Source organism: Kitasatospora sp. NBC_01266, from assembly GCF_036242395.1.
Lineage (GTDB): Bacteria > Actinomycetota > Actinomycetes > Streptomycetales > Streptomycetaceae > Kitasatospora.
Genome location: NZ_CP108458.1, coordinates 3,038,673 through 3,065,557, shown reverse-complemented (window position 1 = coordinate 3,065,557; position 26,885 = coordinate 3,038,673). Strand labels below are relative to the sequence as shown.

The 26,885-nt window shown below is 71.3% G+C and carries 20 protein-coding genes; 15 read left to right on the top strand and 5 right to left on the bottom strand.

Going from position 1 to position 26,885, the window contains the following annotated elements; translation table 11 throughout:
• The first annotated feature begins 444 nt into the window (after positions 1-444).
• On the top strand, positions 445-1,764 hold the full coding sequence (locus tag OG403_RS13010) for a class I SAM-dependent RNA methyltransferase (protein WP_329572282.1): 1,320 nt from the start codon (positions 445-447) through the stop codon (positions 1,762-1,764).
• Positions 1,765-1,850: 86 nt separating this feature from the next.
• On the opposite strand, the gene OG403_RS13005 is transcribed toward OG403_RS13010, so the two are convergent.
• Positions 1,851-2,432 (bottom strand): HdeD family acid-resistance protein, encoded by a 582-nt coding sequence (locus OG403_RS13005; protein ID WP_329564227.1) that lies wholly within the window; start codon positions 2,430-2,432, stop codon positions 1,851-1,853.
• A gap of 118 nt (positions 2,433-2,550) precedes the next feature.
• Between OG403_RS13005 and OG403_RS13000 the strand changes: the two genes are divergently transcribed.
• From OG403_RS13000 to OG403_RS12975, 6 genes are all read left to right on the top strand, one after another.
• Complete coding sequence (locus OG403_RS13000; protein WP_280690419.1) at positions 2,551-2,796, top strand: toxin-antitoxin system HicB family antitoxin; 246 nt, start codon at positions 2,551-2,553, stop codon at positions 2,794-2,796.
• The gene (locus OG403_RS12995) at positions 2,793-3,224 is read left to right on the top strand and encodes a fic family toxin-antitoxin system, toxin component (protein WP_329564224.1); all 432 of its coding nucleotides are present in this window, start codon (positions 2,793-2,795) and stop codon (positions 3,222-3,224) included. The genes OG403_RS13000 and OG403_RS12995 overlap by 4 nt, the downstream gene beginning before the upstream one ends.
• 40 nt (positions 3,225-3,264) lie before the next feature.
• Positions 3,265-4,125 carry a putative RNA methyltransferase gene (locus OG403_RS12990; RefSeq protein WP_329564223.1) on the top strand — a complete coding sequence of 287 codons (861 nt, stop codon included), beginning with the start codon at positions 3,265-3,267 and terminating at the stop codon, positions 4,123-4,125.
• A 160-nt stretch (positions 4,126-4,285) separates the two neighbouring features.
• On the top strand, positions 4,286-5,638 hold the full coding sequence (locus tag OG403_RS12985) for an AAA family ATPase (protein ID WP_329564221.1): 1,353 nt from the start codon (positions 4,286-4,288) through the stop codon (positions 5,636-5,638).
• Positions 5,635-6,024, top strand: coding sequence for a nucleotide pyrophosphohydrolase (locus tag OG403_RS12980; RefSeq protein ID WP_329564220.1), 390 nt, complete (start codon positions 5,635-5,637; stop codon positions 6,022-6,024). Before OG403_RS12985 ends, OG403_RS12980 begins: the two co-directional genes overlap by 4 nt.
• A 159-nt stretch (positions 6,025-6,183) precedes the next feature.
• Positions 6,184-7,299 (top strand): DUF6099 family protein, encoded by a 1,116-nt coding sequence (locus OG403_RS12975; protein WP_329564219.1) that lies wholly within the window; start codon positions 6,184-6,186, stop codon positions 7,297-7,299.
• Between the two features lie 341 nt (positions 7,300-7,640).
• Here OG403_RS12975 and dapD read toward each other — a convergent pair whose 3' ends face one another.
• A complete protein-coding gene (gene dapD / locus OG403_RS12970; protein WP_329564217.1) occupies positions 7,641-8,633 on the bottom strand; it encodes a 2,3,4,5-tetrahydropyridine-2,6-dicarboxylate N-succinyltransferase in 993 nt (330 codons plus the stop codon).
• 147 nt (positions 8,634-8,780) lie between these two features.
• Here dapD and OG403_RS12965 point away from each other — a divergent pair, with 147 nt between their 5' ends.
• The 3 genes from OG403_RS12965 (at position 8,781) to argF (ending at position 14,339) form a co-directional block, all read left to right on the top strand.
• Positions 8,781-10,397: a 3' terminal RNA ribose 2'-O-methyltransferase Hen1 gene (locus OG403_RS12965; RefSeq protein WP_329564216.1), complete on the top strand. Its 1,617-nt coding sequence runs from the start codon at positions 8,781-8,783 to the stop codon at positions 10,395-10,397.
• Positions 10,394-13,084 (top strand): polynucleotide kinase-phosphatase, encoded by a 2,691-nt coding sequence (locus OG403_RS12960; RefSeq protein ID WP_329564215.1) that lies wholly within the window; start codon positions 10,394-10,396, stop codon positions 13,082-13,084. The genes OG403_RS12965 and OG403_RS12960 overlap by 4 nt, the downstream gene beginning before the upstream one ends.
• Positions 13,085-13,337: 253 nt before the next feature.
• A complete protein-coding gene (gene argF, locus OG403_RS12955; RefSeq protein ID WP_329564212.1) occupies positions 13,338-14,339 on the top strand; it encodes an ornithine carbamoyltransferase in 1,002 nt (333 codons plus the stop codon).
• A gap of 72 nt (positions 14,340-14,411) precedes the next feature.
• On the opposite strand, the gene OG403_RS12950 is transcribed toward argF, so the two are convergent.
• Entirely contained in the window at positions 14,412-14,885 is a 474-nt protein-coding gene (locus OG403_RS12950) for a type II toxin-antitoxin system VapC family toxin (protein ID WP_329564211.1), read from the bottom strand.
• A gap of 369 nt (positions 14,886-15,254) precedes the next feature.
• On the opposite strand from OG403_RS12950, the gene acnA reads away from it, so the two are divergent.
• The 5 genes from acnA (at position 15,255) to OG403_RS12925 (ending at position 22,640) form a co-directional block, all read left to right on the top strand.
• Positions 15,255-17,900, top strand: a complete 2,646-nt coding sequence (acnA, locus tag OG403_RS12945; RefSeq protein ID WP_329564209.1) for an aconitate hydratase AcnA — start codon at positions 15,255-15,257, stop codon at positions 17,898-17,900.
• A gap of 127 nt (positions 17,901-18,027) precedes the next feature.
• Positions 18,028-18,708, top strand: coding sequence for a maleylpyruvate isomerase family mycothiol-dependent enzyme (locus OG403_RS12940; protein ID WP_329564208.1), 681 nt, complete (start codon positions 18,028-18,030; stop codon positions 18,706-18,708).
• A 507-nt stretch (positions 18,709-19,215) separates the two neighbouring features.
• Positions 19,216-20,610: an N-acetylglucosamine/diacetylchitobiose ABC transporter substrate-binding protein gene (gene ngcE / locus OG403_RS12935; RefSeq protein ID WP_329564207.1), complete on the top strand. Its 1,395-nt coding sequence runs from the start codon at positions 19,216-19,218 to the stop codon at positions 20,608-20,610.
• Between the two features lie 135 nt (positions 20,611-20,745).
• On the top strand, positions 20,746-21,678 hold the full coding sequence (locus OG403_RS12930; protein ID WP_329564205.1) for a carbohydrate ABC transporter permease: 933 nt from the start codon (positions 20,746-20,748) through the stop codon (positions 21,676-21,678).
• A gap of 11 nt (positions 21,679-21,689) precedes the next feature.
• Positions 21,690-22,640 carry a carbohydrate ABC transporter permease gene (locus OG403_RS12925; protein WP_329564203.1) on the top strand — a complete coding sequence of 317 codons (951 nt, stop codon included), beginning with the start codon at positions 21,690-21,692 and terminating at the stop codon, positions 22,638-22,640.
• A 63-nt stretch (positions 22,641-22,703) separates the two neighbouring features.
• Here OG403_RS12925 and pepN read toward each other — a convergent pair whose 3' ends face one another.
• Both pepN and OG403_RS12915 read right to left on the bottom strand, forming a co-directional pair.
• Positions 22,704-25,274: an aminopeptidase N gene (gene pepN, locus OG403_RS12920; RefSeq protein ID WP_329564202.1), complete on the bottom strand. Its 2,571-nt coding sequence runs from the start codon at positions 25,272-25,274 to the stop codon at positions 22,704-22,706.
• A gap of 180 nt (positions 25,275-25,454) precedes the next feature.
• Positions 25,455-26,858, bottom strand: coding sequence for an amino acid permease (locus OG403_RS12915; RefSeq protein WP_329564201.1), 1,404 nt, complete (start codon positions 26,856-26,858; stop codon positions 25,455-25,457).
• Between the last annotated feature and the right edge of the window lie 27 nt (positions 26,859-26,885).

Below are 26,885 nucleotides of genomic sequence, written 5' to 3'. Positions count from 1 at the left end.
TCCTCGGGCAAGTCAGGATCGTCCCGCTCGGGGGCGCAGTCCGGGAAGGCCGGCAAGTCAGGGAAGGCCGGCAAGCCGGGCAAGCTCGGTCAGGTGGCCCGGCCGCGCTGGGGGGCCAAGCAGGCCCGCCCCGCCGCCACCGACCGGGACGGCTACACCGCGCAGACCGCTCCGCTGGCCCCGGCCGAGCCGCGGGTCGAGCAGCCCGGTCCGGCGCCGGTCGGCGGTGTGCGGCCCGGCGCCGCCAAGTCGGCCAAGGCCGCCGACAAGACCAAGACCAAGGCCACGGCCACGGGCAAGGCCAAGGCCACGGAGAAGGCCAAGGCCACCGAGAAGGACGCCGCCAAGCCCGCCAAGCCCGCCAAGGCCGCGAAGGCCCCGCGTCCGCCTCGTGCGGCGCGTACCGCCGCGCCGCAGGTACCCAAGGGCCCCGGCGGCGATCCGCTGGTCGGCGAGCGCTACGAGGTCGAGGTCGGCGCGGTCGCGCACGGTGGCGGGCACTGCGTGGCCCGCCACGAGGGCCGGGTGCTCTTCGTGCGGCACGCGCTGCCCGGTGAGCGGGTGATCGCCCAGGTCACCGAGGGCACCACCAAGTCGCGCTTCCTGCGCGCCGACGCCGTGGAGATCCTGACCCCGGCCAAGGACCGGATCGAGGCGCCCTGCCCGTTCGCCGGTCCCGGCAAGTGCGGCGGCTGCGACTGGCAGCACGTCAGCCCGGGCGGCCAGCGCAAGCTCAAGGGGCAGGTGCTGACCGAGCAGCTGGCCAAGCTGGCCGGTCTCACCCCCGCCGAGGCGGGGTGGGACGGCAGCGTCGAGCCGGTCGGCGGCAAGCTGCCGGCCGGGCAGGTGCCCGCCTGGCGGACCCGGGTCCAGTACACCGTGGACCAGGAGAGCGGCCAGGTCGGCCTGCGCAAGCACCGCTCGCACGAGGTCCAGCTGATCGACCGCTGCCTGATCGCGGCCGAGGAGGTGACCGAGCTGGGCATCGAGTCCCGTGACTGGACCGGCCTCGCCTCGGTGGAGGCGATCGGCGCCAGCGGGTCCTCGGACCGCCAGCTGATCCTGCGCCCGATGCCGGGTGAGCAGTTGCCGCTGGTCGAGCTGGACAAGCCGGTGTCGATCTCCCGGATCGACGAGCAGGACCTGTTCCACCGGGTGCACGGACGCACCTTCGTCCGCGAGCGGGCGGCCGGCCGGACCTGGCGGGTCTCCAACGGCGGCTTCTGGCAGATCCACCCCGAGGCGCCCGAGACCCTGGTCAAGGCGGTGCTGGAGGGCCTCGACCCGCAGTGGGGCGAGAACGCGCTGGACCTGTACTGCGGGGTCGGCCTGTTCGCCGGCGCGCTGGCCGACCGGGTCGGTGAGGACGGCGCGGTGCTGGGCATCGAGTCGGCCAAGCAGGCGGTGCTGGACGCCCGGCACAACCTGGCCGAGCTGGAGAACGTCCGGATCGAGTGCGACAAGGTGGAGACCCTGCTGCCGCGCACCGGGATCACCTCCACCGACCTGATCGTCCTGGACCCGCCGCGCGCCGGGGCCGGCCGCGAGACCGTGCGCCACCTGGCCGGTCTGGCCGCCCGCCGGATCGCCTACGTGGCCTGCGACCCGGCCGCGCTCGCCCGTGACCTGGCCTTCTTCAGCGAGGGCGGCTACCGCCCGGTCTCGCTGCGGGCCTTCGACCTGTTCCCGATGACCCACCACTTCGAGTGCGTGGCGATCCTGGAGCCGGTCGCCCAGGAGCAGTCGGCCGACGCCTGGTCGTAGCGCTCCGGTAAAGCCGCTGGCGGTCCACCTCCGAGGTGGACCGCCAGCGGCTTTTCGGTGGAGCGGCCGGAACAGCCGCGGCCGTGCTACCCGCCCAGCTGTCCCGCCGCGTGCCGCAGCCGTAGTGCGGCCGCCACCTCGACCAGGCCGACGGCGAGCAGCCAGCAGCCCGCGACCACGGTGAGCACGGTGACGGACTTGATCGGCCAGCTGATCAGCACGATGCCGGCCACCACGTTGACCAGTCCGAGGAAGATCAGCCAGTTGCGGGCCGGGGTCCCCGGATCATGGGCCGCCGCCACCACCTGGGTGATCCCGCGGAACAGCCACCCGATGCCGATCCACAGCCCCAGCAGCAGGATCGATTCCAACGTGCCGCGGAAGCAGAAGAGCCCCAGCACGATCGACAGCGCCCCGCTGATGAAGGCCATCACCCGCAGCGCCGTGCTGCCGTGCGTACCGAATGCGGCGACCAGCTGCACCAGCCCGCTGACCAGCAGGAACAGCCCGAACAGCACCCCGATGACAATCAGCGTCGCGTGCGGCCAGACGAGCACCAGCACCCCGAGCACCGCAGCCGCGAGCCCTGCGGCCAGCAGCGCCTGCCAGGCCGCGCGGGCCAGCGGCTGAAAGGGGCCGGGGAGGGAATCGTTGGGAGAGAAGGTCATACCCCCTACCCTCCGAGTCACCCGGGCCGCCCGCGACCCGGGGAGCGCGAAGGGGGCGTGCGGGCGGCCTCCGCGCGCGCCCTTGTGGTGCTAGCAGGTGAGCGCTAGCTTCGAATGCATGGGTAAGAAGCAGCTCAACGTGCGGGTGGACGTCACCACCGCCGAGATGGCCCGCGAGCGGGCGGAGCAGCAGGGGATCAGCATGAACCAGTACATCGAGAGGCTCGTCCAGCAGGACATGGGCGAGGCCGGGCTGCGCTTCGTCGACGCGGCGGCCCAGTTCATGAAGGAGTACGAGAGCGAGTTCCTCGCGGAGTTCGGCGAGCGGGTGCCGGCCGACGAGCGCCAGGGCGGTCGTCGTTGAACCTGGAGGTCGACCTCTCCTGGCTGCTCATGACCGCCGAGCAGTACACCCCCGGCGACCCGCAGGTGACCGACTACGGGTCGCTGCTCGCGGCGGTCGCGCGCCACCACGCCGAGATCTTCGACATCGCCGTCTACCCCGAACCGCAGGACCGGGCAGCGGCCCTGATGCACCAGCTGATCCGGGTCCCGGCCCTGGAACGCACCAACGAACTCTTCGCCACCGCTGTCGCCTACGCCTACCTGGTGGCCAGCGGCTGCCACGTCGCCACCACCGCACGCGAGGTCCGGAGTCTGGCCCGCGCGATCCGGGAAGGCAGGCTGGGCGTGGACGGGGTGGCCGAACGGCTGAACGGCTGGGTGGTCGACGAGGCCGAGGGCGAAGGGGTCGCGGGCGAGGACGGGGAGGACGACTCCGACGCGGAGTGAGGCACGTCGGGGCCGGCCGGGGCACGGCTAGGGTGGGGCGGTGCTCCGGGACATCGAGCGGTACCTGACCTGCCCCCACTGCGCCCTCGGCCTCGCCTTCGACGCGACCGGGCGCGCGCTGCGCTGCCCCGGCGGCCATGCCTTCGACCTTGCCAAGCAGGGCTACGTCAGCCTGCTGCCCGGGGACGCGCACACCGGCACCGGTGACACGGCCGAGATGGTGGCGGCCCGTGCCGACTTCCTCGCCGCCGGGCACTACCAGCCGATCGCCGCGGCGCTCGCCGAGGCGGCGGGTGACGCGGCGGCCGGCGTTGACGGCTTGGTCGTCGACCTCGGGGCCGGCACCGGCTACTACCTGGCCCAGGTCCTCGACGCGCTGCCCGGCTCGGTGGGCGCGGCGCTGGACATCTCCAAGTTCGCGCTGCGCCGGGCGGCCAGGGCGCACCCGCGCGCCGGCGCCGTGGTCTGCGACGCCTGGCGACCGCTGCCGCTGGCCGACGGCTGCGCCGAGCTGCTGCTCAACGTCTTCGCCCCGCGCAACGGTGCCGAGATCCGCCGGGTGCTGCGCCCCGGCGGCAGCCTGCTGCTGGTCTCGCCCACCTCGCGCCATCTGCGCGAACTGGTCGACACGTTGGGTCTGCTCTCGGTCGACGAGGAGAAGGAACGGCGGATCGACGAGAAGCTCAGCCCCTGGCTCAGCCCGGTCGCGGCGCGTGAGGTGGAGTTCGAGTTGCGGCTGTCCCACCGGGACGCGGCGGCCGTGGTCGGGATGGGCCCGAACGCCTGGCACACCGACCCGGGCCGGATCGCGCGGGCGCTCGCCGCGCTGCCCGAACCGGTGGCGGTCACCGGGTCGGTGCGGGTCGCGGTCTACCGGCGGGTGGCGCGGGCGGGGGACTGAGCCGATCTGGGCCGCGCGGTGCGGTGCGCTCGCTCCCTGGTGCGAGGCGCCGTGGTCGCCGACTTCCGAGGGCCGTCGGACTCCCCGTTGGGATGAATCGCTGAGCGCAGGCACGTTTCTGCCGCCGGTGAACTGATCGACCGTCAGTAGGGTCGGCTCGGTGACCAGCTCTGTAGCCAGCTCTGTGACCAACTCAGCGACCAGCGAAGTCGTTCCACGCTCCACCCCAACCCCGTCGGCCCTGCCCGGTGCGGAGCCCCGTCCGGCGCTCCGGCCGACCGTCGAGGAACTGCGCCTCACGTCGTTCAAGTCCTACCGTCGCGCCGGCCTTTCGCTCTCGCCGCTCACCGTGCTGCACGGCCCCTCGGGGGTCGGCAAGTCGAATGCGCTGGACGCCCTCGCCGTGCTCTCCCGGCTCGCGCTCGGCGAGGAGATCGGGCCCTCGCTGGACGGCATCGGGGGCTTGGCCGGTCCGCTGGCGGCCCCGGTGCGCGGTGGGCTGCTGGGCTGCGTCCCGCACGGGCGCAACGCGATCATCCTGGGCTGCACGGTCCACTCCTGTGACGGGCCGATCCGGCTGGAGCTGGTGATCCGCACCGACGGACGGGTCCGGGTGGCCCGCGAGTGGCTCGCCTGCGACGGGCAGACCCTGGTGGAGACCGGCGAGCAGGACGTCGCGGGCGGCCGCGTCAACGTCAGCTGGCACAACGACACCCGGCAGGGCGACATCCGCGCCCCTTTCCCGAGCGGCAGCCTGATCACCACGCAGATCCCGTTGCGGGTGGCCGGTTCCTCGCCGGGTGAGCGCAAGGTGCTGGCCGCCACCGAGCAGCTACTCACCGCGCTGCGCGAGGTGTTCCCGGTGCATCCGGTCCCGGCGCTGATGCGCGGCTGGGTCCGGCCAGACCCGCAGGTCCGGCTGCTGCCCACCGCCGCCAACGTCTCCGCCGTGCTGGCCCGCCTCCAGGGCGAGTGCACCCGCCGGTACGGTCGCCTGCTCAAGGCGGTGCAGGCCGCCGCGCCGCACCCGCTGCTGGGCCTGGACGTGGCGCGGCGCGGCACTCAGGAGCGGGTGCTCGCGGTCTTCGACGAAGGGGTGCTCGGGCGCACCGGCGCCGATCAGGCCTCGGACGGGATGCTGCGGCTGCTCGCGTTCGCCGCCGTGCTGCTGACCGGGGCCGGGGTCCTGGACGTCGACCCCGCAGCCGAGGTGCCGTGGGCCCGCCGGCAGCTGACCGTGCTCGCCGAGGACCTGGGCGCGGGCCTGGGCGCCGAGCAGACCGCCTCGCTGCTTCGACTGGCCAAGGAGATGTGCGACAAGGACAACCTGCGGCTGCTGGCCGCGGTGCAGGATCCGACCGCCGCTCAACTGGTCGACGGGATCGACCTGGTGGAGTGCCGACGGGACCCGACGAGCGGGCACAGCGTGCTGAAGTCCGCGGCCCGGGTGCCACCCCAGCTGGCCGGCGCGACGGCGGGTGGCGCGAGCGATGCGGTAGACCTGGGAAGATGAACAAGAACGCAGCTCCGCACCCCGCTGGACGGCCCGACCAGCCCGATCGGTCCGTCGTGCCGCCCACACTCGGTGAACTCGCCGAGCGGTTGGGCGACTTCGCGGCGGCGCGCCGTTGGCAGCCGTTCCACACGCCGAAGAACCTGGCGGCGGCGCTCACCGTTGAGGCGGGTGAGCTGTTGGAGATCTTCCAGTGGCTCACCCCCGAGCAGGCCGCTGCGGTGATGGACGATCCGCAGAGCGCGCACCGGGTCCGCGACGAGGTGGCGGATGTGCTCGCGTACCTGCTGCAGTTCTGCACGGCTGTCGGGGTCGATCCGCTGGTGGCGCTGGACGAGAAGATCGAACGAAACGAGCAGCGGTTCCCTGCCGCGCCCGCGGACTGAGCTGTTCGAGGTAACCCGGCCGTCCACAGCTCCGGAGTTGTCCACAGGTTCAGGACCGCTTGCTGCACTGCCTCGTCATCCGTCGCACCCTCTACTTCTGACGGACCGTTCAACGGAACGGTCCGAGGCCCCGTCAGGAGTGAAGGGCAGGACGCCGTCATGGACGCACTGCGTTTGATCAAGACCACCCGCCACGCGCTGGCCGAGGCCCGCACGGTGTCGGATGTGCTCTGCGAGACCTGGCAGACGGCCTCGCTCATCGCGGTGCTGGCCGAGCGCCTGAGCGGTCATCCGGCCGAGGAGGTGGCCACGGTCGCGAGGCTGCTCAGCCGGGCCGGCGGCCACGCCGTGGGGCTGCTGGAAGCAGTCGCCGACCCGCCGGACGGCAGCGACTGCGCGGCGGCCAGGCGGGCCGACCGGTTGAGTCGGATCGGCGAGCTCGGGCCGGTGCTGGAGCAGCTTCGGCTGCTGCTCGCCGAGGTCGCCGAGGCACTGGTCGCCATCGCGGACTCCACTGATTCGGCGGCGCAGGGGGTCTACTGGCTGGCCATTGACGGGCTTGACGCCAGTGGCGAGTGCCGCGCGCTGGTGATCGAGTTGCTCCGGACACTGCGGTGCCGCGCTGTGGTGGAGCCGCTGGAGGAGCCGGACGCCGATTCGGCCGACTGCGGACCGGGGGGAGACGGCTGGGGGGTGAAGCGGGGTCCGGCCGGTCGGGGTGCACCGGTCGGCTCCGGGGCCGAGCCGATGCCTTGGTCGATCGGTGGGCGGCCTGGCGGGCCGTCGGGTCGATTGCCGGTCCCGGCGATTACCGACGATCCGACTGATGAGCTGTCGGTGGAGGTGGATCCCGCCGCCGAGGCGACCGGCGCTGAGCGGCCGGAGGCCGTGCCGACCGACGGCGATCCCGCTGAGGATGATCCCGTCGAGGACGAGCTGCGGTTGGTGATCACCCTCACCCCGCCCGGGCAGCGTTACCAGGCGGTGGCGCTGCCGCTCTCGGCGGCACCGGAGCGGTCCGCTGCCAGGGCGCCGGATGCCTCCAGTCCACCGCGCGGTTCTCCGTCGCTCTCATCCATGACCGACTCCGAGCCGCGGGCCGGGCCGAGGTCGGCGCCCAGACCGGCCAGGTCAGCCAGGTCGGCGTTGACCGAGGCGAGCAGCTCCTGCATCTGGTCCAGCAGGCTCTTGGCCGGGTTCTGCGGCGGGGCGACGGGCGCCTCGTACCTGGGCTCGGACATGAGGGGGACCCTCCAGCTCGGGAGTGCGATGTGACGCGTCGGCGGGGCGTGTGACCCCGTCACACCAACGACCCCTCGCGCCGCCGGGTCACCACGGACCACCCGATGAGGTCCACCTGGCCCCGTGTCTCAGCCCCTCGGGTGATCCGGGCTTGCCCCGCCCCGATCCGCTGCACTATGCCCCAGCCCTGATCACCCTGATCCCCTGATCGCGCCGACCGCGCCGCGCCCTGCTCCCCGCACGGCAGCGGGCCCCGGCCGGTGCTGGGGAGCACGGTCGGGGCCCGCGACAGCTCAGGCCATCAGACGTTGGCGGATCAGCGCGTCCGTGCGCCAACGCATCAACTCACCGGAGCGTATCGACCTGGGAGGAGGTCAGTTGTGCGCGTGCAGATCGGCGTTCAGGCCGCCCCACGAACCGGACCGGGAGATCACCTCGACCGCGCCGGACTGCGAGTTCCGACGGAACAGCAGGTTGTCCTGACCGGAGAGCTCGACCGCCTTGGCGACCGTGCCGTCCGGCAGGGTGACCCGGGTGCCGGCGGTCACGTAGAGGCCGGCCTCCACCACGCAGTCGCTGCCCAGCGAGATGCCGATGCCCGCGTTGGCACCCAGCAGGCAGCGCTCGCCCACCGAGACGGTCTGCTTGCCGCCGCCCGAGAGGGTCCCCATGATCGAGGCGCCACCGCCGATGTCGCTGTGGTCGCCGACCACCACACCGGCGCTGATCCGGCCCTCCACCATGGAGGTGCCGAGCGTGCCCGCGTTGAAGTTGACGAAGCCCTCGTGCATCACCGTGGTGCCGGCGGCCAGGTGGGCGCCCAGGCGCACCCGGTCCGCGTGCGCGATCCGCACGCCGCTCGGCGCGACGTAGTCGGTCATCCGCGGGAACTTGTCGATCCCGTAGACGGCCAGCTGGCCGCCCTCGGCGCGCACCGCGAGCCTGGCCTGCTCGACCAGCTCCACCGGGACGGGGCCGATGCTGGTCCAGGCCACGTTCGCCAGCAGGCCGAAAATGCCGTCGAGGCTCTGCCCGTGCGGCTGGACCAGCCGGTGGCTCAGCAGGTGCAGGCGCAGGTAGACATCGTGCGCGTCCAGCGGCTTCTCGTCGAGCGAGCCGATCGTGGTGCGCACGGCGACGACCTCGACCCCACGCCGGGCGTCGACGCGCAGCGCGGCGGCGGAACCGGCGCCGAGCTCGGCCTCGGCCTGCTCGGCGGTCAGCCGGACGGTGCCGGAGGGGCCCGGCTGGTCGGTCAGCGCGGGGGCGGGGAACCAGGTGTCGAGAACGGTGCCGTCGGCGGCGATGGTCGCCAGACCGGCAGCGATGGCACCACGGGCGGGAACGGAGGTCGTTTCAGCAGTCACATCGTGCACGGTAACCAATTCCGGCCAGGCCTGCCGAAACCGCCCGTGCATCGGACAGGCGCGGCGAGCCGCCCGCCGGCCACAGTGGCCTCAAGTCGCCACAAAACCATGTGCTTCGGACGCGGGTCGACCGGAATACTCGAGCAGGTGTTCATTTCGATCTCCACCACCGGAACTGCCGAGCACCCGGCCACCGACCTGGGCTTCCTGCTGCACAAGCACCCCGGGAAGGCACAGCGCTTCAGCACCTCGCACGGCGAAGCACACGTCTTCTATCCCGAGGCGAGCGAGCGGCGGTGCACGGCCGCGCTGCTGCTGGATGTCGACCCGATCTCGCTGGTCCGGCGGAGCAGGGGCAAGGGGCGGCCCGGTTCCCCGAGCGCGACCAGCGGAGCCGCTGCCCTCTCGCAGTACGTCAACGACCGCCCGTACGCGGCCTCCTCGTTGCTCGCGGTGGCGCTGCGCACGGTGTTCCGGACAGCGATGAAGGGCGTCTGCGAGCAGCGGCCGGGGTTGGCCGAGCGCCCGCGGTCGCTGACCGTGCGGCTGCCCGCAGTCGCGGTGGGCGGCGGCGAGAGCCGCCGGCAGGAGCCGGAGTCCGACGAACTGCCGCTGGTCGAGCGGCTCTTCGGACCGCTCGGCTGGCAGGTCACCGCCTCGGCGATCCCGCTGGACGAGTCCTTTCCGGCCTGGGGCGACTCGCGCTACCAGCGTCTGGAGCTCACCGGCACCCTGCTGCTGTCCGACGCGCTCCAGCAGCTCTATGTGCTGTTGCCGGTGCTGGACGGTGCCAAGCACTACTGGGTGGCGCCGGACGAGGTCGACAAGTTGCTCGACGCGGGAGAGGGGTGGCTCGCGGACCATCCCGACCGGGCCCTGATCACCCGCCGCTACCTGCACCGCCGCTGGTCCCTGGCGAACGAGGCGCTGCGTCGGCTGGAGCTGGCCCGGCTCGCCGAGGCCGACGACAGTGAGGCCGAGGAACTGGACAACGCGGTCGTCCTGGAGCCGGAGGGCGCGGCCCCCGGGCTGCCGCAGATGGTTGAGGCACCTGAGGCACCTGAGGCACCTGAGGCAGCGCCGCGCGCCGAACCGTCGGCCGCCGATGACCCCAGGCCCGTCCCGCTCGCGCGGCAGCGCCGTGAGGCGATCGTCGCACTGCTGGCCGAGGTGGGCGCCGCCCGGGTGCTCGACCTCGGTTGCGGCCAGGGCGAGCTGATCGGTGCCCTGCTCAAGGAGAAGCGGATCACCGAGGTCCTCGGCGTCGACGTCTCCACCAGCGCGCTGGCGGCCGCTGCCCGCAAGCTGCGGCTGGAGCGGTTGTCGGAGCGTCAGGCAGCCCGGGTGCGGCTGGTGCAGGGGGCGCTGACCTACACCGACGCCCGGCTCAAGGGCTATGACGCGGCGGTGCTCTCGGAGGTGATCGAGCACCTGGACCTGCCCAGGCTCCCGGCGCTCGAGCATGCGGTGTTCGGTGCCGCTCGACCGGCGGCCGTGATCGTCACCACGCCCAACGTCGAGTACAACGTGCGGTGGGCGACCCTCCCGGCGGGTCACCACCGGCACGCCGACCACCGTTTCGAGTGGGACCGAGCCGAGTTCCGCCGCTGGGCCGAGCGAGTGGCGGCGAACTACGGATACAGCGTCGACTTCCGCCCGGTCGGCCCGGACGACCCCGAGGTCGGCCCGCCCACCCAGCTTGCCCTGTTCCGCCGCGGCGTCGAACCCGCCGGCACCACCGCCGAGAGGAGTGCATCCCGATGACCGACCAGACGCCCACCGACCGGACGCCCACCGACCGGACGCCCGCCGACCAGACGTCGCACGCGAGCGCCGCGACCGCTGTGCCCCGACGACTGCCGGTCACCGATCTTTCCCTCGTGGTGCTGGTCGGCACCAGCGGCTCGGGCAAGTCCAGCTTCGCCCGCGAGCACTTCGCGCCCACCCAGGTGATCTCCTCCGACTACTGCCGTGGCCTGGTCTCGGACGACGAGAACGACCAGTCCGCCTCCGCCGATGCCTTCGAGCTGCTCCACTACATCGTCGGCAAGCGGCTGGCGGCCGGGCGGCTCACCGTGGTCGACGCGACCAATGTGCAGCCCGCCGCGCGCAAGCAGCTGGTCGCGCTCGCCCGGGCCCACGACGTGCTGCCGATCGCGATCGTGCTGGACGTCCCGCCCGGAGTCTGCGCCGAGCGTAACCGCAGCCGGCCCGATCGCGCGTTCGGCGCGCATGTGATCCCGCGTCAGCACCGTGAGCTGCGCCGTTCGCTGAACGGCCTGGAGCGTGAGGGCTTCCGCAAGGTCCACCACCTGCGCGGGGTGGCCGAGGTGGAAGCCGCCGAGATCGTCCTGGAGAAGCGCTGGAACGACCTGCGTGACCGCACCGGCCCGTTCGACCTGATCGGTGACATCCACGGCTGCCGGGCCGAGCTGGAGACCCTGCTCACCCAGCTCGGCTATCACCTCAGCCGTGACGACCAGGGCCGCGCGGTGGACGCGGCTCACCCCGAGGGCCGCACCGCCGTCTTCGTCGGTGACCTGGTCGACCGTGGCCCGGACACCCCGGGCGTGCTGCGCCTGGTGATGGGCATGGTCGCGGCCGGACACGCGCTCTGCGTGCCCGGCAACCACGAGAACAAGCTGGGACGCGCGTTGAGCGGCCGTCAGGTCACCGTCGCGCACGGGCTGCGGGAGTCGCTGGACCAGCTGGCCACCGAGCCGGAGGAGTTCCGCACCGAGGTCCGGGCCTTCATGCGGGACCTGGTCAGCCACTACCTGCTGGACGGCGGCAACCTGGTGGTCTGCCACGCGGGCCTGCCGGAGCGCTACCACGGCCGCAACTCGGGCCGGGTGCGTTCGCACGCCCTCTACGGGGACACCACCGGCGAGACCGACGAGTTCGGGCTCCCGGTCCGCTACCCGTGGGCCGAGGAGTACCGGGGCAAGGCGCTGGTGGTCTACGGTCACACACCGGTGCCGGTGGCGAGCTTCCTCAACAACACCATCTGCCTGGACACCGGCTGCGTCTTCGGCGGCAGCCTGACCGCGCTGCGCTACCCGGAGCGCGAGTTGGTGAGTGTCCCGGCCGAGCAGGAGTGGTACGCGCCGGTCCGGCCGATGATCAGCGATGCCCCGGGCGCCCGGGAGGGTCGCCCGCTGGACCTCGCCGACGTGGCCGGTCGCCGGGTGGTGGAGACCTCGCTGGCCGGACGGGTCTCGGTCCGCGAGGAGAACGCGGCGGCCGCGCTGGAGGTGATGAGCCGCTTCGCACTCGATCCACGACTGCTCGCCTACCTGCCGCCGACCATGGCCCCGAGTGCCACCTCTCGGCGTGAGGGCTACCTGGAGCACCCCGAGGAGGCGTTCTTCGCCTACCGTGCCGACGGTGTGCGGCAGGTGATCTGCGAGGAGAAGCACATGGGCTCCCGGGCCGTGCTGCTGGTGGCTCGTGATCCGCAGGCGCTGGAACGGCGGTTCGGCCTGGCCGGCCCGGGGGCGATCTGGACCAGGACCGGACGCGCCTTCCTCGGCGATCCGGAGCTGACCGGGGCGCTGCTCGAGCGGGTGCGGGTCGCCGCCGAGCGGGCCGGGCTCTTCACCGAGCTGGCCACCGACTGGCTGCTGCTGGACACCGAGTTGCTGCCCTGGTCGCTCAAGGCGCTCGATCTGCTGCGCCGTCAGTACGCGGCGGTGGGGGCGGCGGCCCGCTCCGCGCTGCCCGAGGTGCTCGCGGCGCTGGAGCGGGCCGCTGCCCAGGGGATCGAGGGCCTGAGCGAGCTGACCGAGCGCCACCGCCGCCGGGCGGCCGATGCCGAGGCCTTCAGCGCGGCCTACCGCCGCTACTGCTGGCCCACCGAGGGGCTGGCCGGAGTCCGGCTGGCGCCGTTCCAGGTGCTGGCGGCCGAGGGGGCCAACCTCGCGGTGCGCCCGCATGACGAACACCTCGCCTGGCTGGACCGCCTGGTCGCGGCCGACGAGGAGTGGGTGAAGGAGGTCGCCGAGGCAGGCGGCGAGCAGCAGCCGGAGCCGCTGCTGCGGGCCACCGGGCGCCTGCTGGTCGATACCGAGGACGAGGCCTCGATCGCCGCCGGCATCGCCTGGTGGGAGGAGCTGACCGGGTCCGGCGGGGAGGGCATGGTGGTCAAGCCGCTCGCCTCACTGGTGCGGGGCGCAGCGGGGGAGGGGCGACCCGGCGGGCTGGTGCAGCCCGGCCTGAAGGTCCGCGGCCGGGAGTACCTGCGGCTGATCTACGGTCCTGACTACACCGAGCACCTCGGTGCGCTGCGCCAGCGTTCGCTCGGGCACAAGCGCTCGCTCGCGCTGCGCGAGTACGCGCTGGGCCTGGAAGCGCTGGACCGGCTGGCCGGCGGCGAGCCGCTCTGGCGGGTGCACGAGCCGGTGTTCGCGGTGCTGGCACTGGAGTCGGAGCCGGTGGACCCGCGCCTGTAGTGGCGGGCCCGGAGCCGGCGGTCGCGCCGCACCACCGGCGGGCGAAGCCGGCCTCCCCGGAGTGACCCTGGTCGCTCCGGGGAGGCGCCAGGGGTGCGCCGGGCCCCAGGACGCCTCAAAGTCACCATGGCGTGACGAGAAGCGACCGGAGCGGTCGATGTCAACGATTGATGTATAGAAATTCAGACACTCGTATACTATTGCCCGGTCCCTCCTCTTCATCCCTCGTCCCGTCCCACCCAGGAGCCCGGCCATGGCCTTGAACCTCAGGAATCGGCACTTCCTCAAGGAGCTCGACTTCACGGCTCAGGAGTTCCACTTCCTGATCGAGCTCGCCGCCCGGCTCAAGGCCGCCAAGTACGCCGGAACCGAGCAGCCCCGGCTGCGCGGCAAGAGCATCGCGCTGATCTTCGAGAAGACCTCGACCCGGACCCGCTGTGCCTTCGAGGTCGCCGCCGCCGATCAGGGCGCCTCCACCGTCTACCTGGATCCGGCCGGTTCGCAGATCGGCCACAAGGAGTCGGTCAAGGACACCGCGCGGGTGCTCGGCCGGATGTTCGACGGCATCGAGTACCGGGGCCACGGCCAGGCGCTGGTCGAGGAGCTTGCCGCCCATGCCGGGGTGCCGGTCTGGAACGGTCTGACCGACGAGTGGCACCCCACCCAGATGCTGGCCGACCTGCTCACGATCCAGGAGCACTGCCGCAAGCCGCTGACCGAGGTGACCCTCGCCTACCTCGGCGACGCCCGCTCCAACATGGGCAACTCGCTGCTGGTCACCGGCGCCCTGCTCGGTATGGACGTCCGGATCGTCGCCCCCGAGCGGCTGTGGCCGGGCGAGGAGGTCCGCAAGGCCGCCGAGCGGCTCGCGGCGGTGAGCGGTGCGCGGATCACCCTCACCGACGAGGTGGCAGCGGGTGTGGCCGGGGCCGACTTCCTCTACACCGACGTGTGGGTGTCGATGGGCGAGCCCAAGGAGGTCTGGGCCGAGCGGATCGAGTTGCTGAAGCCCTACCAGGTCTCGATGGACACCGTGCGGGCCACCGGCAATCCGCAGGTCAAGTTCCTGCACTGCCTGCCGGCCTTCCACGACCTGGGCACCGAGCTCGGTCGGCAGCTGTTCGAGGCCACCGGCATGGCCGAGCTGGAGTGCACCGACGAGCTCTTCGAGTCCACCCACTCCATCGTCTTCGACCAGGCCGAGAACCGCCTGCACTCGATCAAGGCCGTGCTGGTCGCCACCCTCGGCAGCTGACGCCAGCGCAGCCGGCGCCGCCGCACCTCGTCCCGCCGCCGCAGTGGCGGCGGGACCACCGGAGTCGCGGCCTCAGCCGGTCGCGGCCCCGCCGTCCCCGCCGTCCCCGCCGTCCCCACTGGCCCCGCCGTCCCCACCCTCCCCGCCGGTCGCGCGGACCGCGCGGATCTCGCACCGCGGCCCGCTGGCCCGGGTGAGGCGAAGGTCTGCGGTGACCAGTGGCGCACCGAGCAACTCGGCCACGGCCACGTAGGCGGCATCGTCGGGGGTCAGGTTGTCCTTCAGTTCCCAGATCCGGCCGAGCAGGGGAGCCAGCTCCACCTTGCGGAACGTGATCCGGGGCAGCTCGGCGGCCACCGCCGCGACCTGCTCGGCGGTGTTCTCCTTGGCCAGGTAGCGCCCCCGCAGCGACTGCATCACCTCGATCAGCAGATGCTCGGGCGCGGCCCACTCCGGGTCGGCCGCGAGCGCGGCCCGGGCCGCCACTCCGCGCCCGCCCTGGTCCGCGAGTGCGAGTACCAGCGTGGAGGCATCGACGACGATCATGCCTCCACGCTAGCGACCCGGGCCCCGACGGCGGCCACCGCCCCGCGCCAGGACGCGGCCCCACTGCGGCCCCGGCCGGCTCCACCGCCGCCCCGGTCGGCCCCGTCGCGGGTCTGACCAGCCCTGATGCGGGCCCGCCCGGATGCGCCCATCGCCCGGCCCTGGTCCCCGGTGGCACCTGGGCGCGCCGGGGCCTGCCTGAGGTCACTCTGTATCTGCCCATGCACTATGGTTTATCTCGACATCGAGATAACTCCGCGCTAGGGTTTATCTTGACGTCAAGATAAATGCCGAGAGGCGATCCCGGGCTTCAGCGTGTGGTCCACCCGAGCCCTTGTAGCCGCACGAAGCACCTAGAAGGAGTCAGTCGTGTCCGCGAACAGCTTCGACGCCCGCAGCTCGCTGCAGGTGGGCGACGAGTCGTACGAGATCTTCAAGCTCTCCGCCGTCGAGGGTTCCGAGCGGCTGCCGTACAGCCTCAAGGTGCTGCTGGAGAACCTGCTGCGTACCGAGGACGGCGCGAACATCACCGCCGACCACATCCGCGCCCTCGGCAACTGGGACGAGAACGCCCAGCCGAACCAGGAGATCCAGTTCACGCCGGCCCGCGTGATCATGCAGGACTTCACCGGCGTGCCCTGCGTGGTGGACCTCGCCACCATGCGTGAGGCCGTGAAGGAGCTGGGCGGCGACCCGGCCAAGATCAATCCGCTGGCCCCCGCCGAGCTGGTCATCGACCACTCGGTGATCGCCGACAAGTTCGGCACCAAGGACGCCTTCACCCAGAACGTCGAGATCGAGTACGGCCGCAACAAGGAGCGCTACCAGTTCCTGCGCTGGGGCCAGACCGCCTTCGACGAGTTCAAGGTCGTCCCGCCGGGCACCGGCATCGTGCACCAGGTGAACATCGAGCACCTGGCCCGCACCGTCATGGTCCGCAACGGCCAGGCCTACCCCGACACCTGCGTCGGCACCGACTCGCACACCACCATGGTCAACGGCCTGGGCGTGCTGGGCTGGGGCGTCGGTGGCATCGAGGCCGAGGCGGCCATGCTCGGCCAGCCGGTCTCCATGCTGATCCCGCGCGTGGTCGGCTTCAAGCTCAACGGCCAGCTGCCGGCCGGCGCCACCGCCACCGACCTGGTGCTCACCATCACCGAGATGCTGCGCAAGCACGGTGTGGTCGGCAAGTTCGTCGAGTTCTACGGCGCCGGCGTCACCGCGATCCCGCTGGCCAACCGCGCCACCATCGGCAACATGTCGCCGGAGTTCGGTTCGACCTGCGCGATCTTCCCGATCGACGCCGAGACGATCAACTACCTCAAGCTCACCGGCCGCAGCGAGCAGCAGCTCGCCCTGGTCGAGGCCTACGCCAAGGCGCAGGGCCTGTGGCACGACCCGTCGGTCGAGCCGGTCTACTCCGAGTACCTCGAGCTGGACCTGGCCACCGTCGTGCCGTCGATCGCCGGCCCGAAGCGCCCGCAGGACCGCGTGATCCTCGCCGAGGCCGCGCAGAAGTTCGCCGAGGTGCTGCCCTCCTACGCCGCCCAGGCCTCGAAGCCGACCGCTGTCACCGCTGCTGACGGCACGTCGTACGAGATCGACAACGGCGCGGTCGTGATCGCCTCGATCACCTCCTGCACCAACACCTCCAACCCCTCCGTCATGCTGGGCGCCGCCCTGCTGGCGAAGAAGGCCGTGGAGAAGGGCCTGCACGTCAAGCCCTGGGTCAAGACCACCCTGGCCCCCGGGTCCAAGGTCGTCATGGACTACTACGAGAAGGCCGGCCTGCTCCCCTACATGGAGAAGCTGGGCTTCAACCTGGTCGGCTACGGCTGCGTGACCTGCATCGGCAACTCGGGCCCGCTGCCCGAGGAGGTCTCGGCCGCCGTCAACGAGGCCGACCTGGCGGTCGTCTCGGTGCTCTCCGGCAACCGCAACTTCGAGGGCCGGATCAACCCGGACGTCAAGATGAACTACCTGGCCTCCCCGCCGCTGGTGGTCGCCTACGCCCTGGCCGGCAACATGAACGTCGACATCACCCGCGACGCGCTGGGCCAGGACGCCGACGGCAACGACGTCTTCCTCGCCGACATCTGGCCGACCGAGCTGGAGATCGAGGAGACCGTCGCGGGCTCCATCGACCAGGGCATGTTCGCCAAGGACTACGCGGACGTCTTCGCCGGTGACCACCGCTGGCAGTCGCTGCCGATCCCGACCGGCAACACCTTCGAGTGGGACGCCGAGTCCACCTACGTCCGCAAGCCCCCGTACTTCGAGGGCATGGCCAAGACCCCGAGCCCGGTGAGCGACATCGCCGGCGCCCGCGTGCTGGCCAAGCTGGGCGACTCGGTCACCACCGACCACATCTCCCCGGCCGGCAACATCAAGGCCGGTACGCCCGCCGCCCAGTACCTCACCGAGCACGGTGTGGAGAAGCGCGACTTCAACTCGTACGGCTCGCGCCGTGGCAACCACGAGGTGATGATCCGCGGCACCTTCGCCAACATCCGCCTGCGCAACCAGATCGCGCCGGGCACCGAGGGCGGCTACACCCGCGACTTCACCCAGGCCGACGCGCCGGTGTCGTTCATCTACGACGCCTCGCAGAACTACCAGGCCGCCGGCATCCCGCTGGTCGTCCTGGCGGGCAAGGAGTACGGCTCCGGCTCGTCCCGCGACTGGGCCGCCAAGGGCACCGCGCTGCTGGGCGTCAAGGCCGTCGTCGCCGAGTCCTACGAGCGCATCCACCGCTCGAACCTGATCGGCATGGGCGTGCTGCCGCTGCAGTTCCCCGAGGGCCAGAGTGCCGACTCGCTGGGCCTGACCGGCGAGGAGTCCTTCACCATCACCGGTGTCACCGAGCTGAACGAGGGTCGCACCCCGAAGACCGTCAAGGTCAAGGCCGGCGAGATCGAGTTCGACGCGGTGGTGCGCATCGACACCCCCGGCGAGGCGGACTACTACCGCAACGGCGGCATCCTGCAGTACGTGCTGCGCAGCCTGATCGGCTGATCGAGCATCGCGACTGTCGTGCACAGTGACTCGGCCATGCCGTAGCCGGCCCGTTCCGGACGGCCCGCCGTAGTCACCAGGCCGCGCTCCTCCTGTGGAGGGGCGCGGCCTGTGCTATGCCGGAAACATGGGCACGCGATCCGATCCCCCCGACGTCTCCGATACCTGGGTGCTGATCCACACCGAGCGGCGCGCGCTGCTCGCCGACGTGCAGCGGCTGACGCCCGAGCAGTGGAAGGTGTTCTCGCTCTGCGCGGGACGGACGGTGCGCGACACGCTGGCGCACCTGGCCGCCACCGCCCGGATGACGCCACCGAGCTTCTTCGCCAAGCTGGCCCGCGCGCGCTTCCGCTTCGACGTGATGACCGACCGCGAGATCCACGAGCTGACCCGTGGGCGCCCGTCGAGCACGGTGAACGCCTTCGCCGCGCAGATCGACTCGACCGACCACCCGCCGGGCCCGGTGGAGAGCTGGCTGGGTGAGACCGTGGTGCACGCGGAGGACATCCGGCGCCCGCTCGGCATCGCGCACGACTACCCGCAGGAGGCGCTGGTCCGCTGCGCCGACTTCTACCGCGGCTCCAACCTGCTGATCGGTGGCAAGAAGCGGATCGCCGGGCTGCGGCTGACCGCGACCGACGCCGACTGGTCGGCGGGGGAGCCGGCCGAGGGCAACGAGGTCAGCGGCCCGATGCTGGACCTGCTGCTGGTGATCACCGGGCGCCCGGCCGGCCTGGCCGACCTGACCGGCCCGGGAACGGCGACCCTGGCCGACCGGCTGCCCCGCACTGACGGCCCCCCGCACTGACGCTCGCCGCGCCGACCGCCCCGCGCACTGACCGCCCCCGCGTGCTCACGCCCCACGCATTCGTCTGCTCGAAGCTGCGCGTTTCTATGTTCAGGCGATCAGCAGCACGTTAAGGTCTCGACGCACAGCGCACCCGAGGTCACGGTCGAGCGGATTCCAGCAAATATGCAGGTTCCCTGAACATTGCACATGCTGCACCGCCGACAACGCTTTGAGTGCTCCGGACCGTAACCGACGGGGAGACTATTGCCGCCGAGTGAACAGAGGACTATACCTTTGCGCATCGACAAAACCCCCTCCTGATCGGCACCTTGGCCGCGAGGCAAGGTCAAGGCACGTGAGAGGGAAGCAAGTTGACGACAGGTCGGATCCACCGGGGCTCGTCGAACCCGTTCGGGTGGTCGTCGGTCGATCCGTCACTCAGTCACCCGCCTGGGCAACCACCCTGCCCCGGCGCGGAGTTCACCGCATCGTGGCATCACCTGACAGCGAGGGGTTAGCGCACACATGGGCTCTGCAACCGAGTACAACCGCCGTGACATCTTCAAGCGCGCCGCCGCCCTGACCGTGATGGCGGCGGCCGGCGGCCCGCTGCTCGCGGCCTGCGCCGCCTCCGGCAGCAGCAGTAGCAACAACGGCGGCAGCGCGCCGACCACCGGCTCCGCCGACAACCCCTTCGGGGTCAAGTCGAGCGATCCGCTCGACGTCGTGATCTTCGACGGCGGCTACGGCGACGACTACGCCAAGGCCATCGAGGGCATCTACAAGCAGGACTACAGCGGGGCCAACATCACCCACCTGGCCACCCAGGAGATCAGTGGCAAGCTGCAGCCGCGCTTCAACGCGGGCAACCCGCCGGACATCATCGACGACTCGGGTGCCCAGCAGATGAAGATCGACGTGCTGCAGAAGGCCGGCCAGCTGACCGACCTCACCGTGCTGCTCAACGCGCCGTACCGGGACGACCCGTCCAAGAAGATCAGCGACGTGCTGCTGCCCGGCACCGTCGAGCAGGGCACCATCGACGGCAAGATGTACTCGCTGAACTACGTGTACACCGTCTACGGCCTCTGGTACTCCAACAAGCTCTTCACCGAGAAGGGCTGGACCCCGCCCAAGACCTGGGACGACTTCATCTCGCTCGGTGCCACGATCAAGCAGTCCGGTATCGCCCCGTTCTGCCACCAGGGCAAGTACCCGTACTACGCCAACTACCTGATCCTGGACCTGATCGCCAAGCAGGGCGGCACCGACCTGGTGACCCGGATCGACGCCCTCGACCCGACCGCCTGGGACGACCCGGCGGTGCTCGCCGGGGTCAGCGCCTTCTTCGAGATCATGCAGAAGGACTACCTGCTGCCGGGCACCAACGGCATGACCCACACCGAGTCGCAGACCGCCTGGTGCCAGGGCAAGGCCGCCTTCATCCCGTGCGGCTCCTGGCTCGAGAACGAGATGATCAAGATCACCCCGCCCGACTTCGACATGGCCTTCCTGCCGGTCCCCTCGCTCGCCGGCGACAAGCTGCCGCAGATCGCGGTGCGGGCCGGCGCGGGCGAGCCGTTCATCGTTCCGGCCAAGGCCAGGAACCAGGCCGGCGGCCTGGAGTTCATGCGGATCATGCTGACCAAGGAGGCCTCCGGCAAGTTCGCCGCGTCGGCCAACTCGCTGACCGTGCTCAAGGACGGCATCGACCCCAGCGTCCAGCTCAAGCCGGGCACCAAGTCCTCGGCGGCGGCGGTCACGGCGGCCGGCAGCAACACCTTCAACTTCACCTACCCCGATCTGCAGACCGCTTTCGACCTGGCGCTGCAGAATGCCACCAACGAGCTGGTCAACAGCCGGATGACCCCGCAGCAGTGGGTGGCGGCGGCCAAGGCCGCCACCGCCAAGAAGGTCTGAGGGCCCGAACGGGTCAGGCAGACCACTTCACGGAGACCGGGACCCGTGCGCGGGTCCCGGTGCTCCTGGTGCATTCGGGCGACACCGCGGTACCAAGCCTGTCGGACACAGGCTGTGGCGGACAGGAGCAGGCGCATGCGTCACCGCAAGTACCCCTTCATCGTGGGGTTCCTCATCATCCCGGTCGTGCTCTACGTGGTGCTGGTCATCTGGCCGTACCTGCAGACCTTCGGCTACTCCCTGACCGACTGGTCCGGGGCCTCGCAGACGATGCACTTCATCGGGCTGCGGAACTACACCCAGCTCTTCGGCGACAGCGTCTTCCGCACCGCGCTGCTGCACAACATGCTGCTACTGCTGGTGCTGCCGGTCGTCACCATCCTGCTGGCGCTGTTCTTCGCCTTCATGCTCAACGTCGGCGGCCGTGGTGGCACCGGCGGGGTGCAGGGGGTGCGCGGCGCGGGGTTCTACAAGGTGGTCTTCTTCTTCCCGCAGGTGCTCTCGGTGGCCATCCTGTCGGTGCTCTTCCAGGCGGTCTACCGCACCGACCAGGGCGGCCTGCTCAACGGCGTGCTGGTCAAGCTGGGCGTGGAGAGCGCGGACCACCCCTGGCAGTGGCTGGCCGACCCGAACTTCACCCTCTGGTGCGTGATGGGCGTGCTGGTCTGGTCCGGGGTCGGGTTCTACCTGGTGCTCTTCTCGGCCGCGATGCAGTCCATCCCGAGGGACATCTACGAGGCCGCGCTGCTGGACGGGGCCAAGCGCACCCAGACCTTCTTCACGATCACCCTGCCGCTGCTCTGGGAGACCGTGCAGACCGCCTGGGTCTACCTGGCGATCGCCGCCATGGACGCCTTCGCCCTGGTCTCCACCATGACCCCGGGCGCGTACTACGGCGGCGGCCCCAACTACCACTCCGAGGTGATGTCGACCTACCTGATGCGCAACTTCATCACCTTCGGCAAGGCGGGCTACGCCTGCGCCATGGGCGTGGTGATCTTCTTCATCACGCTGATCCTGTCCGTCGTCTCGCTGCGGGTCACCCGGCGCGAGCGGATCGAGTACTGAGCGGGGCCGTGATGACCACCAACACCGACCTGACCACCGAGGTCCCCGCACCGCGCGACAGCCCCGCGGCGCCGCGCAGGCCCGCCAAGGAGCAGCGGTTCGCGGACGGGGGAGGGGTGCTCAACGTCTTCTCGCACGGCTTCCTGGCGCTCTGGGCGGTGATGATCATCGCCCCGCTGGTCTGGATCGTGCTCGGCTCCTTCAAGACCGACGCGCAGATCGGCGGCAGCGCCTGGTCCTGGCCCGCGCACTGGGGCTTCAGCGCCTTCAGCTACGCCTGGCACCAGGGGATCGCCAACTACTTCGCCAACACCCTGATCGTGCTGGTGGGCTCGGTCACCCTGACGATGCTGCTCGGCGCGATGGCGGCCTACGTGCTGGCCCGCTACGAGTTCCCCGGCAACCGGGTCATCTACTTCTTCTTCGTGGCCGGCGCGATGTTCCCGGTCTACCTGGCGCTGGTGCCGCTCTTCTTCATGGTGAAGAACCTCGGGCAGATCTCCCCGCTGCTCGGGCTGAACAGCTACCTGGGCCTGATCCTGGTGTACGTCGCGTACTCGCTGCCGTTCACCGTCTTCTTCCTGTACTCCTTCTTCCGCTCGCTGCCCACCGCCGTGCACGAGGCGGCGATGATCGACGGCTGCTCGCACACCCGGGCGTTCTTCCAGGTCATGGTGCCGATGGCGAAGTCCGGGCTGATCAGTGTCGGCATCTTCAACGTGCTCGGCCAGTGGAACCAGTACCTGCTGCCGGTCACCCTGATGCAGCAGCAGCACGGAGGTGACCCGGACCGCTCGGTGCTGACCCAGGGTCTGCTGAACCTGGCTCAGCAGACCGGCTACGCGAGCAACTTCCCGGCGCTCTTCGCCGGGATGACCATCGCGATGCTGCCGGTGCTGGTGGTCTACCTCTCCTTCCAGCGCCAGGTGCAGGCCGGTCTCACCTCGGCCACCCTCAAGTAGCCCGCACGCGAAACGGCCCGCCCCGGTGCACCCGGGGCGGGCCGTTCGGCGTTCGGCGCGGGGTCAGGCCCGGTCGGCCGCCTGCGCCCGCAGCGCGCGGGCCAGCTCGTCCCGGCACTCCAGGACCAGCCGGCGCAGCGCCGGCGCGGCCTGCGGGTGCCCGGCGAGCCAGGCGTCGGTGGCGTCGAGCGTCGCCTGGTCGGTCTGCAGCCGCGGGAAGAAGCCGCCGACGAAGCGGATCGCGATCTCGATGCTCCGCTCGGCCCAGATCGTCTCCAGCAGCTCGAAGTAGCGCGTGCTGTACGGCGCGGTCAGCTCCCGCTGCCCGGCCTGGGCGAAGCCCGCGGTCTGCGCGCCGACCAGCGCGTTGGGCAGCGAGTCGTCGTCCACCACGGCCGACCAGGCGGCGGCCTTGGCCTCGGCGGTGGGCCGGGCGGCCAGCGCCTGGGTGGCCTTCTGGCTGCCGCTGGCGGTGTGGTCCCGCTTGAGCTCGGCGTCCAGCTCCTCGACGGTCGCCCGTCCGGCGGCGGCCAGCGCGATCCAGAACGACCAGCGCAGGTCCTGGTCCACCTCCAGCCCGTCGATCCGGGCGGTGCCGGCCAGCAGCTGCTCCAGCAGCCCCAGTTCCGTCTCCTGCTCCGCGCTCTGCGCCAGGAACCGGGCCCAGGCCAGCTGGTGGTCGCTGCCCGGGGCCGCCGCGCGCAGCTCACGCAGCGCGCACTCGGCGAGCAGGGCGGCGCCGGTGGCCCGGTACTCGGGGTCGGCGAAGAGGTCCAGCGCCGCCCGCGCCTGGGTGTGCAGGGTCTGCAGCACTCCGATGTCCGACTCCTGGCCGGCGAAGCGCAGCACCAGGTCGAGGTAGTCGCGGGCCGGCAGCAGCCCGTCCCGGGTCAGGTTCCAGCAGGCCGACCAGACCAGCGCCCGGGCCAGGGTGTCCTCGATGGAGCCCAGCGAGGTGCGCAGGGTGGCCAGCGACTCGGCATCGAAGCGGATCTTGCAGTACGTCAGGTCATCGTCGTTGACCAGCACCAGCGCCGGGCGCGGCCGGCCCGCCAGCTCCTCGGCCACGGTGCGGGCGCCGGTGACGTCCAGCTCGACCCGCGCGGTGCGCAGCAGGCTGCCGTCCGGCTCGCGCTCGTAGAGGCCGATCGCGATCCGGTGCGGGCGCAGCGTCTCGCCGTCCTGCAGCACCGCGAGTTCGGTGATCCGGCCCCCGGCGTCCACGGTGAGCTGCGGGGTGAGCGCGTTGACGCCGGGGGTCTGCAGCCAGGCCCTGGACCAGTCGGCCATCGCCTGCTCGCCGCGCCCGGAGGTGACGGCCAGCACCTCCAGCAGGTCGCCGAGCACGGTGTTGCCGAAGGCGTGCGCCTTGAAGTAGCGCCGGGCGCCCTCGAAGAACGCGTCCCGACCGGCGTAGGCGACCAGTTGCTTGAGCACCGAGGCGCCCTTGGCGTAGGTGATGCCGTCGAAGTTGAGCTTGGCGTCCTCGACGTCGCGGATGTCCGCGGTGATCGGGTGGGTGGTCGGGTACTGGTCCTGCCGGTAGGCCCAGGCCTTGCGCTGGTTGGCGAAGGTCACCCAGGCGGCCTGGTACTTGGTGGCCTCGCGCAGCGCGAAGGAGCCCATGAAGTCGGCGAAGGACTCCTTGAGCCACAGGTCGTCCCACCACTTCATGGTGACCAGGTCGCCGAACCACATGTGCGCCATCTCGTGCAGGATGACGTTGGCGCGGGCCTCGTAGGCGGCCTCGGTGACCTTCGAGCGGAAGACGTACTCCTCGCGGAAGGTGACGCAGCCGGGGTTCTCCATCGCGCCGATGTTGTACTCCGGCACGAAGCACTGGTCGTACTTGCCGAACGGGTACGGGTAGTCGAACTCGTCGTGGAAGAAGTCCAGGCCCTGCTTGGTGACCGTGAAGATCTCGTCGGCGTCGAAGTACGGCGCGAGCGACCGGCGGCAGGTGGCCGCGAGCGGGATCTCCAGCGTGCTGCCGTCGGGCAGTTCGCGGCTCCAGTGGTCGCGGGCCACGTGGTAGGGGCCGGCCACCACGGCGGTGAGGTAGGTGGAGATCGGCTGGGTGGCCAGGAAGCGCCAGGTCTTCGAGGCGCCGTCGTCCTCGACGGTCTCCTCGGCCGCGTTGGCGTAGACGTCCCAGGCGGCGGGCGCGGTCACCGTGAAGCGGTAGGGCGCCTTGAGGTCCGGCTGCTCGAAGTTGGCGAACACCCGGCGGGCCTCGGCCGGCTCGTAGTGGGTGTAGAGGTAGGTCTCGCCGTCCGCCGGGTCGGTGAACCGGTGCAGGCCCTCGCCGGTCCGGCTGTAGGCGCAGTCCGCGTCCACCACCAGGACGTTCTCGGCGGCCAGCGCGGGCAGCGCGACCCGGGCCCCGTCGAAGACGGCGGCCGGGTCCAGCGCCCGCCCGTTCAGGGTGACGGCCCGCACGCTCGGTGCGAGCAGGTCGGCGAAGCTCTCGGACCCCGGTTCGGCGCAGCGGAAGCGGATGGTGGTGACGGAGCGGAAGGTCGCGTTCGAGGTGTCCGGAGCGCTGGTGACGTCGAGGTGAACCTCGTAGCCGTCGACGCTGAGGATGCCGGCGCGCGCCTGCGCTTCGTCCCGGCTGAGGTTCTTGCCCGGCACTGCGGTACTCCTTTGTCCGACTCGCACGGTGCTGTGCACGTGTTGGGGCAGGTCCTGCCCCGGGGCGCATCCTTTCACGCGCGCCCCGGGAGGTACCGGGCAACCTGGCTGGGCGCCGCTTACCCGCGCGCCGTACCTGCCGCGCTACCCCGCGCCCTACCCCGCGCCCAACCTGGCCCGCTACCCGCGCGCCGCGACCCGCCGCTGGCGCCAGTAGCCCGCGCCGCTGAGCACGGCGACCAGCACCCCGGCCGCGTACAGCTGGTCGCGGTTGCCGGGCGAGGTGGTCATCAGGGCCAGCACGCCCACCACACCGGCCAGCGCCACCCAGGTCAGGTACGGGAAGGCCCACATCCGCACGGTCAGCAGCTCGGGGGACTCGCGCTCCAGCCGGCGGCGCATCCGCAGCTGGGCCACGGCGATGAAGAGCCAGACCACCAGGATCGCCACGCCGGTGGTGTTCATCAGCCAGCTGAACACGGTGTCCGGCCACCAGTAGCCGGCCAGCACGGCGGCGAAGCCGAAGCCGCAGGAGGCCAGCACCGCCAGCCGCGGCACCCCGCCGCTCACCTTCGCCAGCGCGCGCGGTCCCTGGCCCCGGGAGACCAGCGAGAAGGCCATCCGGGAGGAGCCGTAGATGTTCGCGTTCATCGCGCTGAGCAGCGCGATCAGCACCACGGCCTGCATCACCTGGGCGGCGCCGGGCACGTGCAGGAACTGGAGCACCGTCACGTACGGGCCCAGCTTGACCACATCGGGGTCGTTCCAGGGCACCAGAGTGACCACCAGGGCCATCGAGCCGATGTAGAAGATCGCGATCCGCCAGACCGCGGTGCGCACCGCGTTGGCCACGTTGCGGCGCGGGTCGTCGGACTCGGCGGCGGCGATGGTCACCGTCTCCAGCCCGCCGTAGGCGAAGACCGAGGCGAGCAGGCCGGTGATCAGGCCGCCGGCGCCGTGCGGCAGGAAGCCGCCGTGGCCGGTCAGGTTGGCGGTGCCGGGCGCGCTGCCCAGCACGCCGGTGACGCCCAGCACGCCCAGCGCCAGGAAGGCCACGATCGCGGTGATCTTGATGGCGGCGAACCAGAACTCGAACTCGCCGAAGTTCTTCACCGCCGTCAGGTTGCTGGCGCAGAAGAAGGCCATGAAGACGCCCACCCAGGCCCAGCCGGGCACGCCGGGGAGCCAGGAGTTCATGATCGAGCCGGCCGCGGTGGCCTCGGCGGCCACCCCGCAGCAGAGCATCACCCAGTACATCCAGCCCGCCGTGACCCCGGCCCAGGGGCCGATCTCCCGCTCGGCGTGCACCGAGAAGGAGCCGGAGGCGGGGTGGGCGGCCGACATCTCGCCGAGCATCCGCATGATCAGCATGACCAGCAGGCCGGAGAGCGTGAAGGCGAGGATCACCCCGGGGCCGGCCGCCGCGATGCCCGCGCCGGAGCCGACGAAGAGGCCGGCCCCGATGACTCCGCCGAGCGCGATCATCGAGAGGTGGCGCTGCTTCAGGCCGTGGGTGAGCTGCGGGCCGGCGGTGGCCGTCGCCTCGGGGGCGGCGCTGGGCGCCGACGGGGCGGTGGTGGTCATCGGGGATCCAGACGTTCGGTGAGCGGA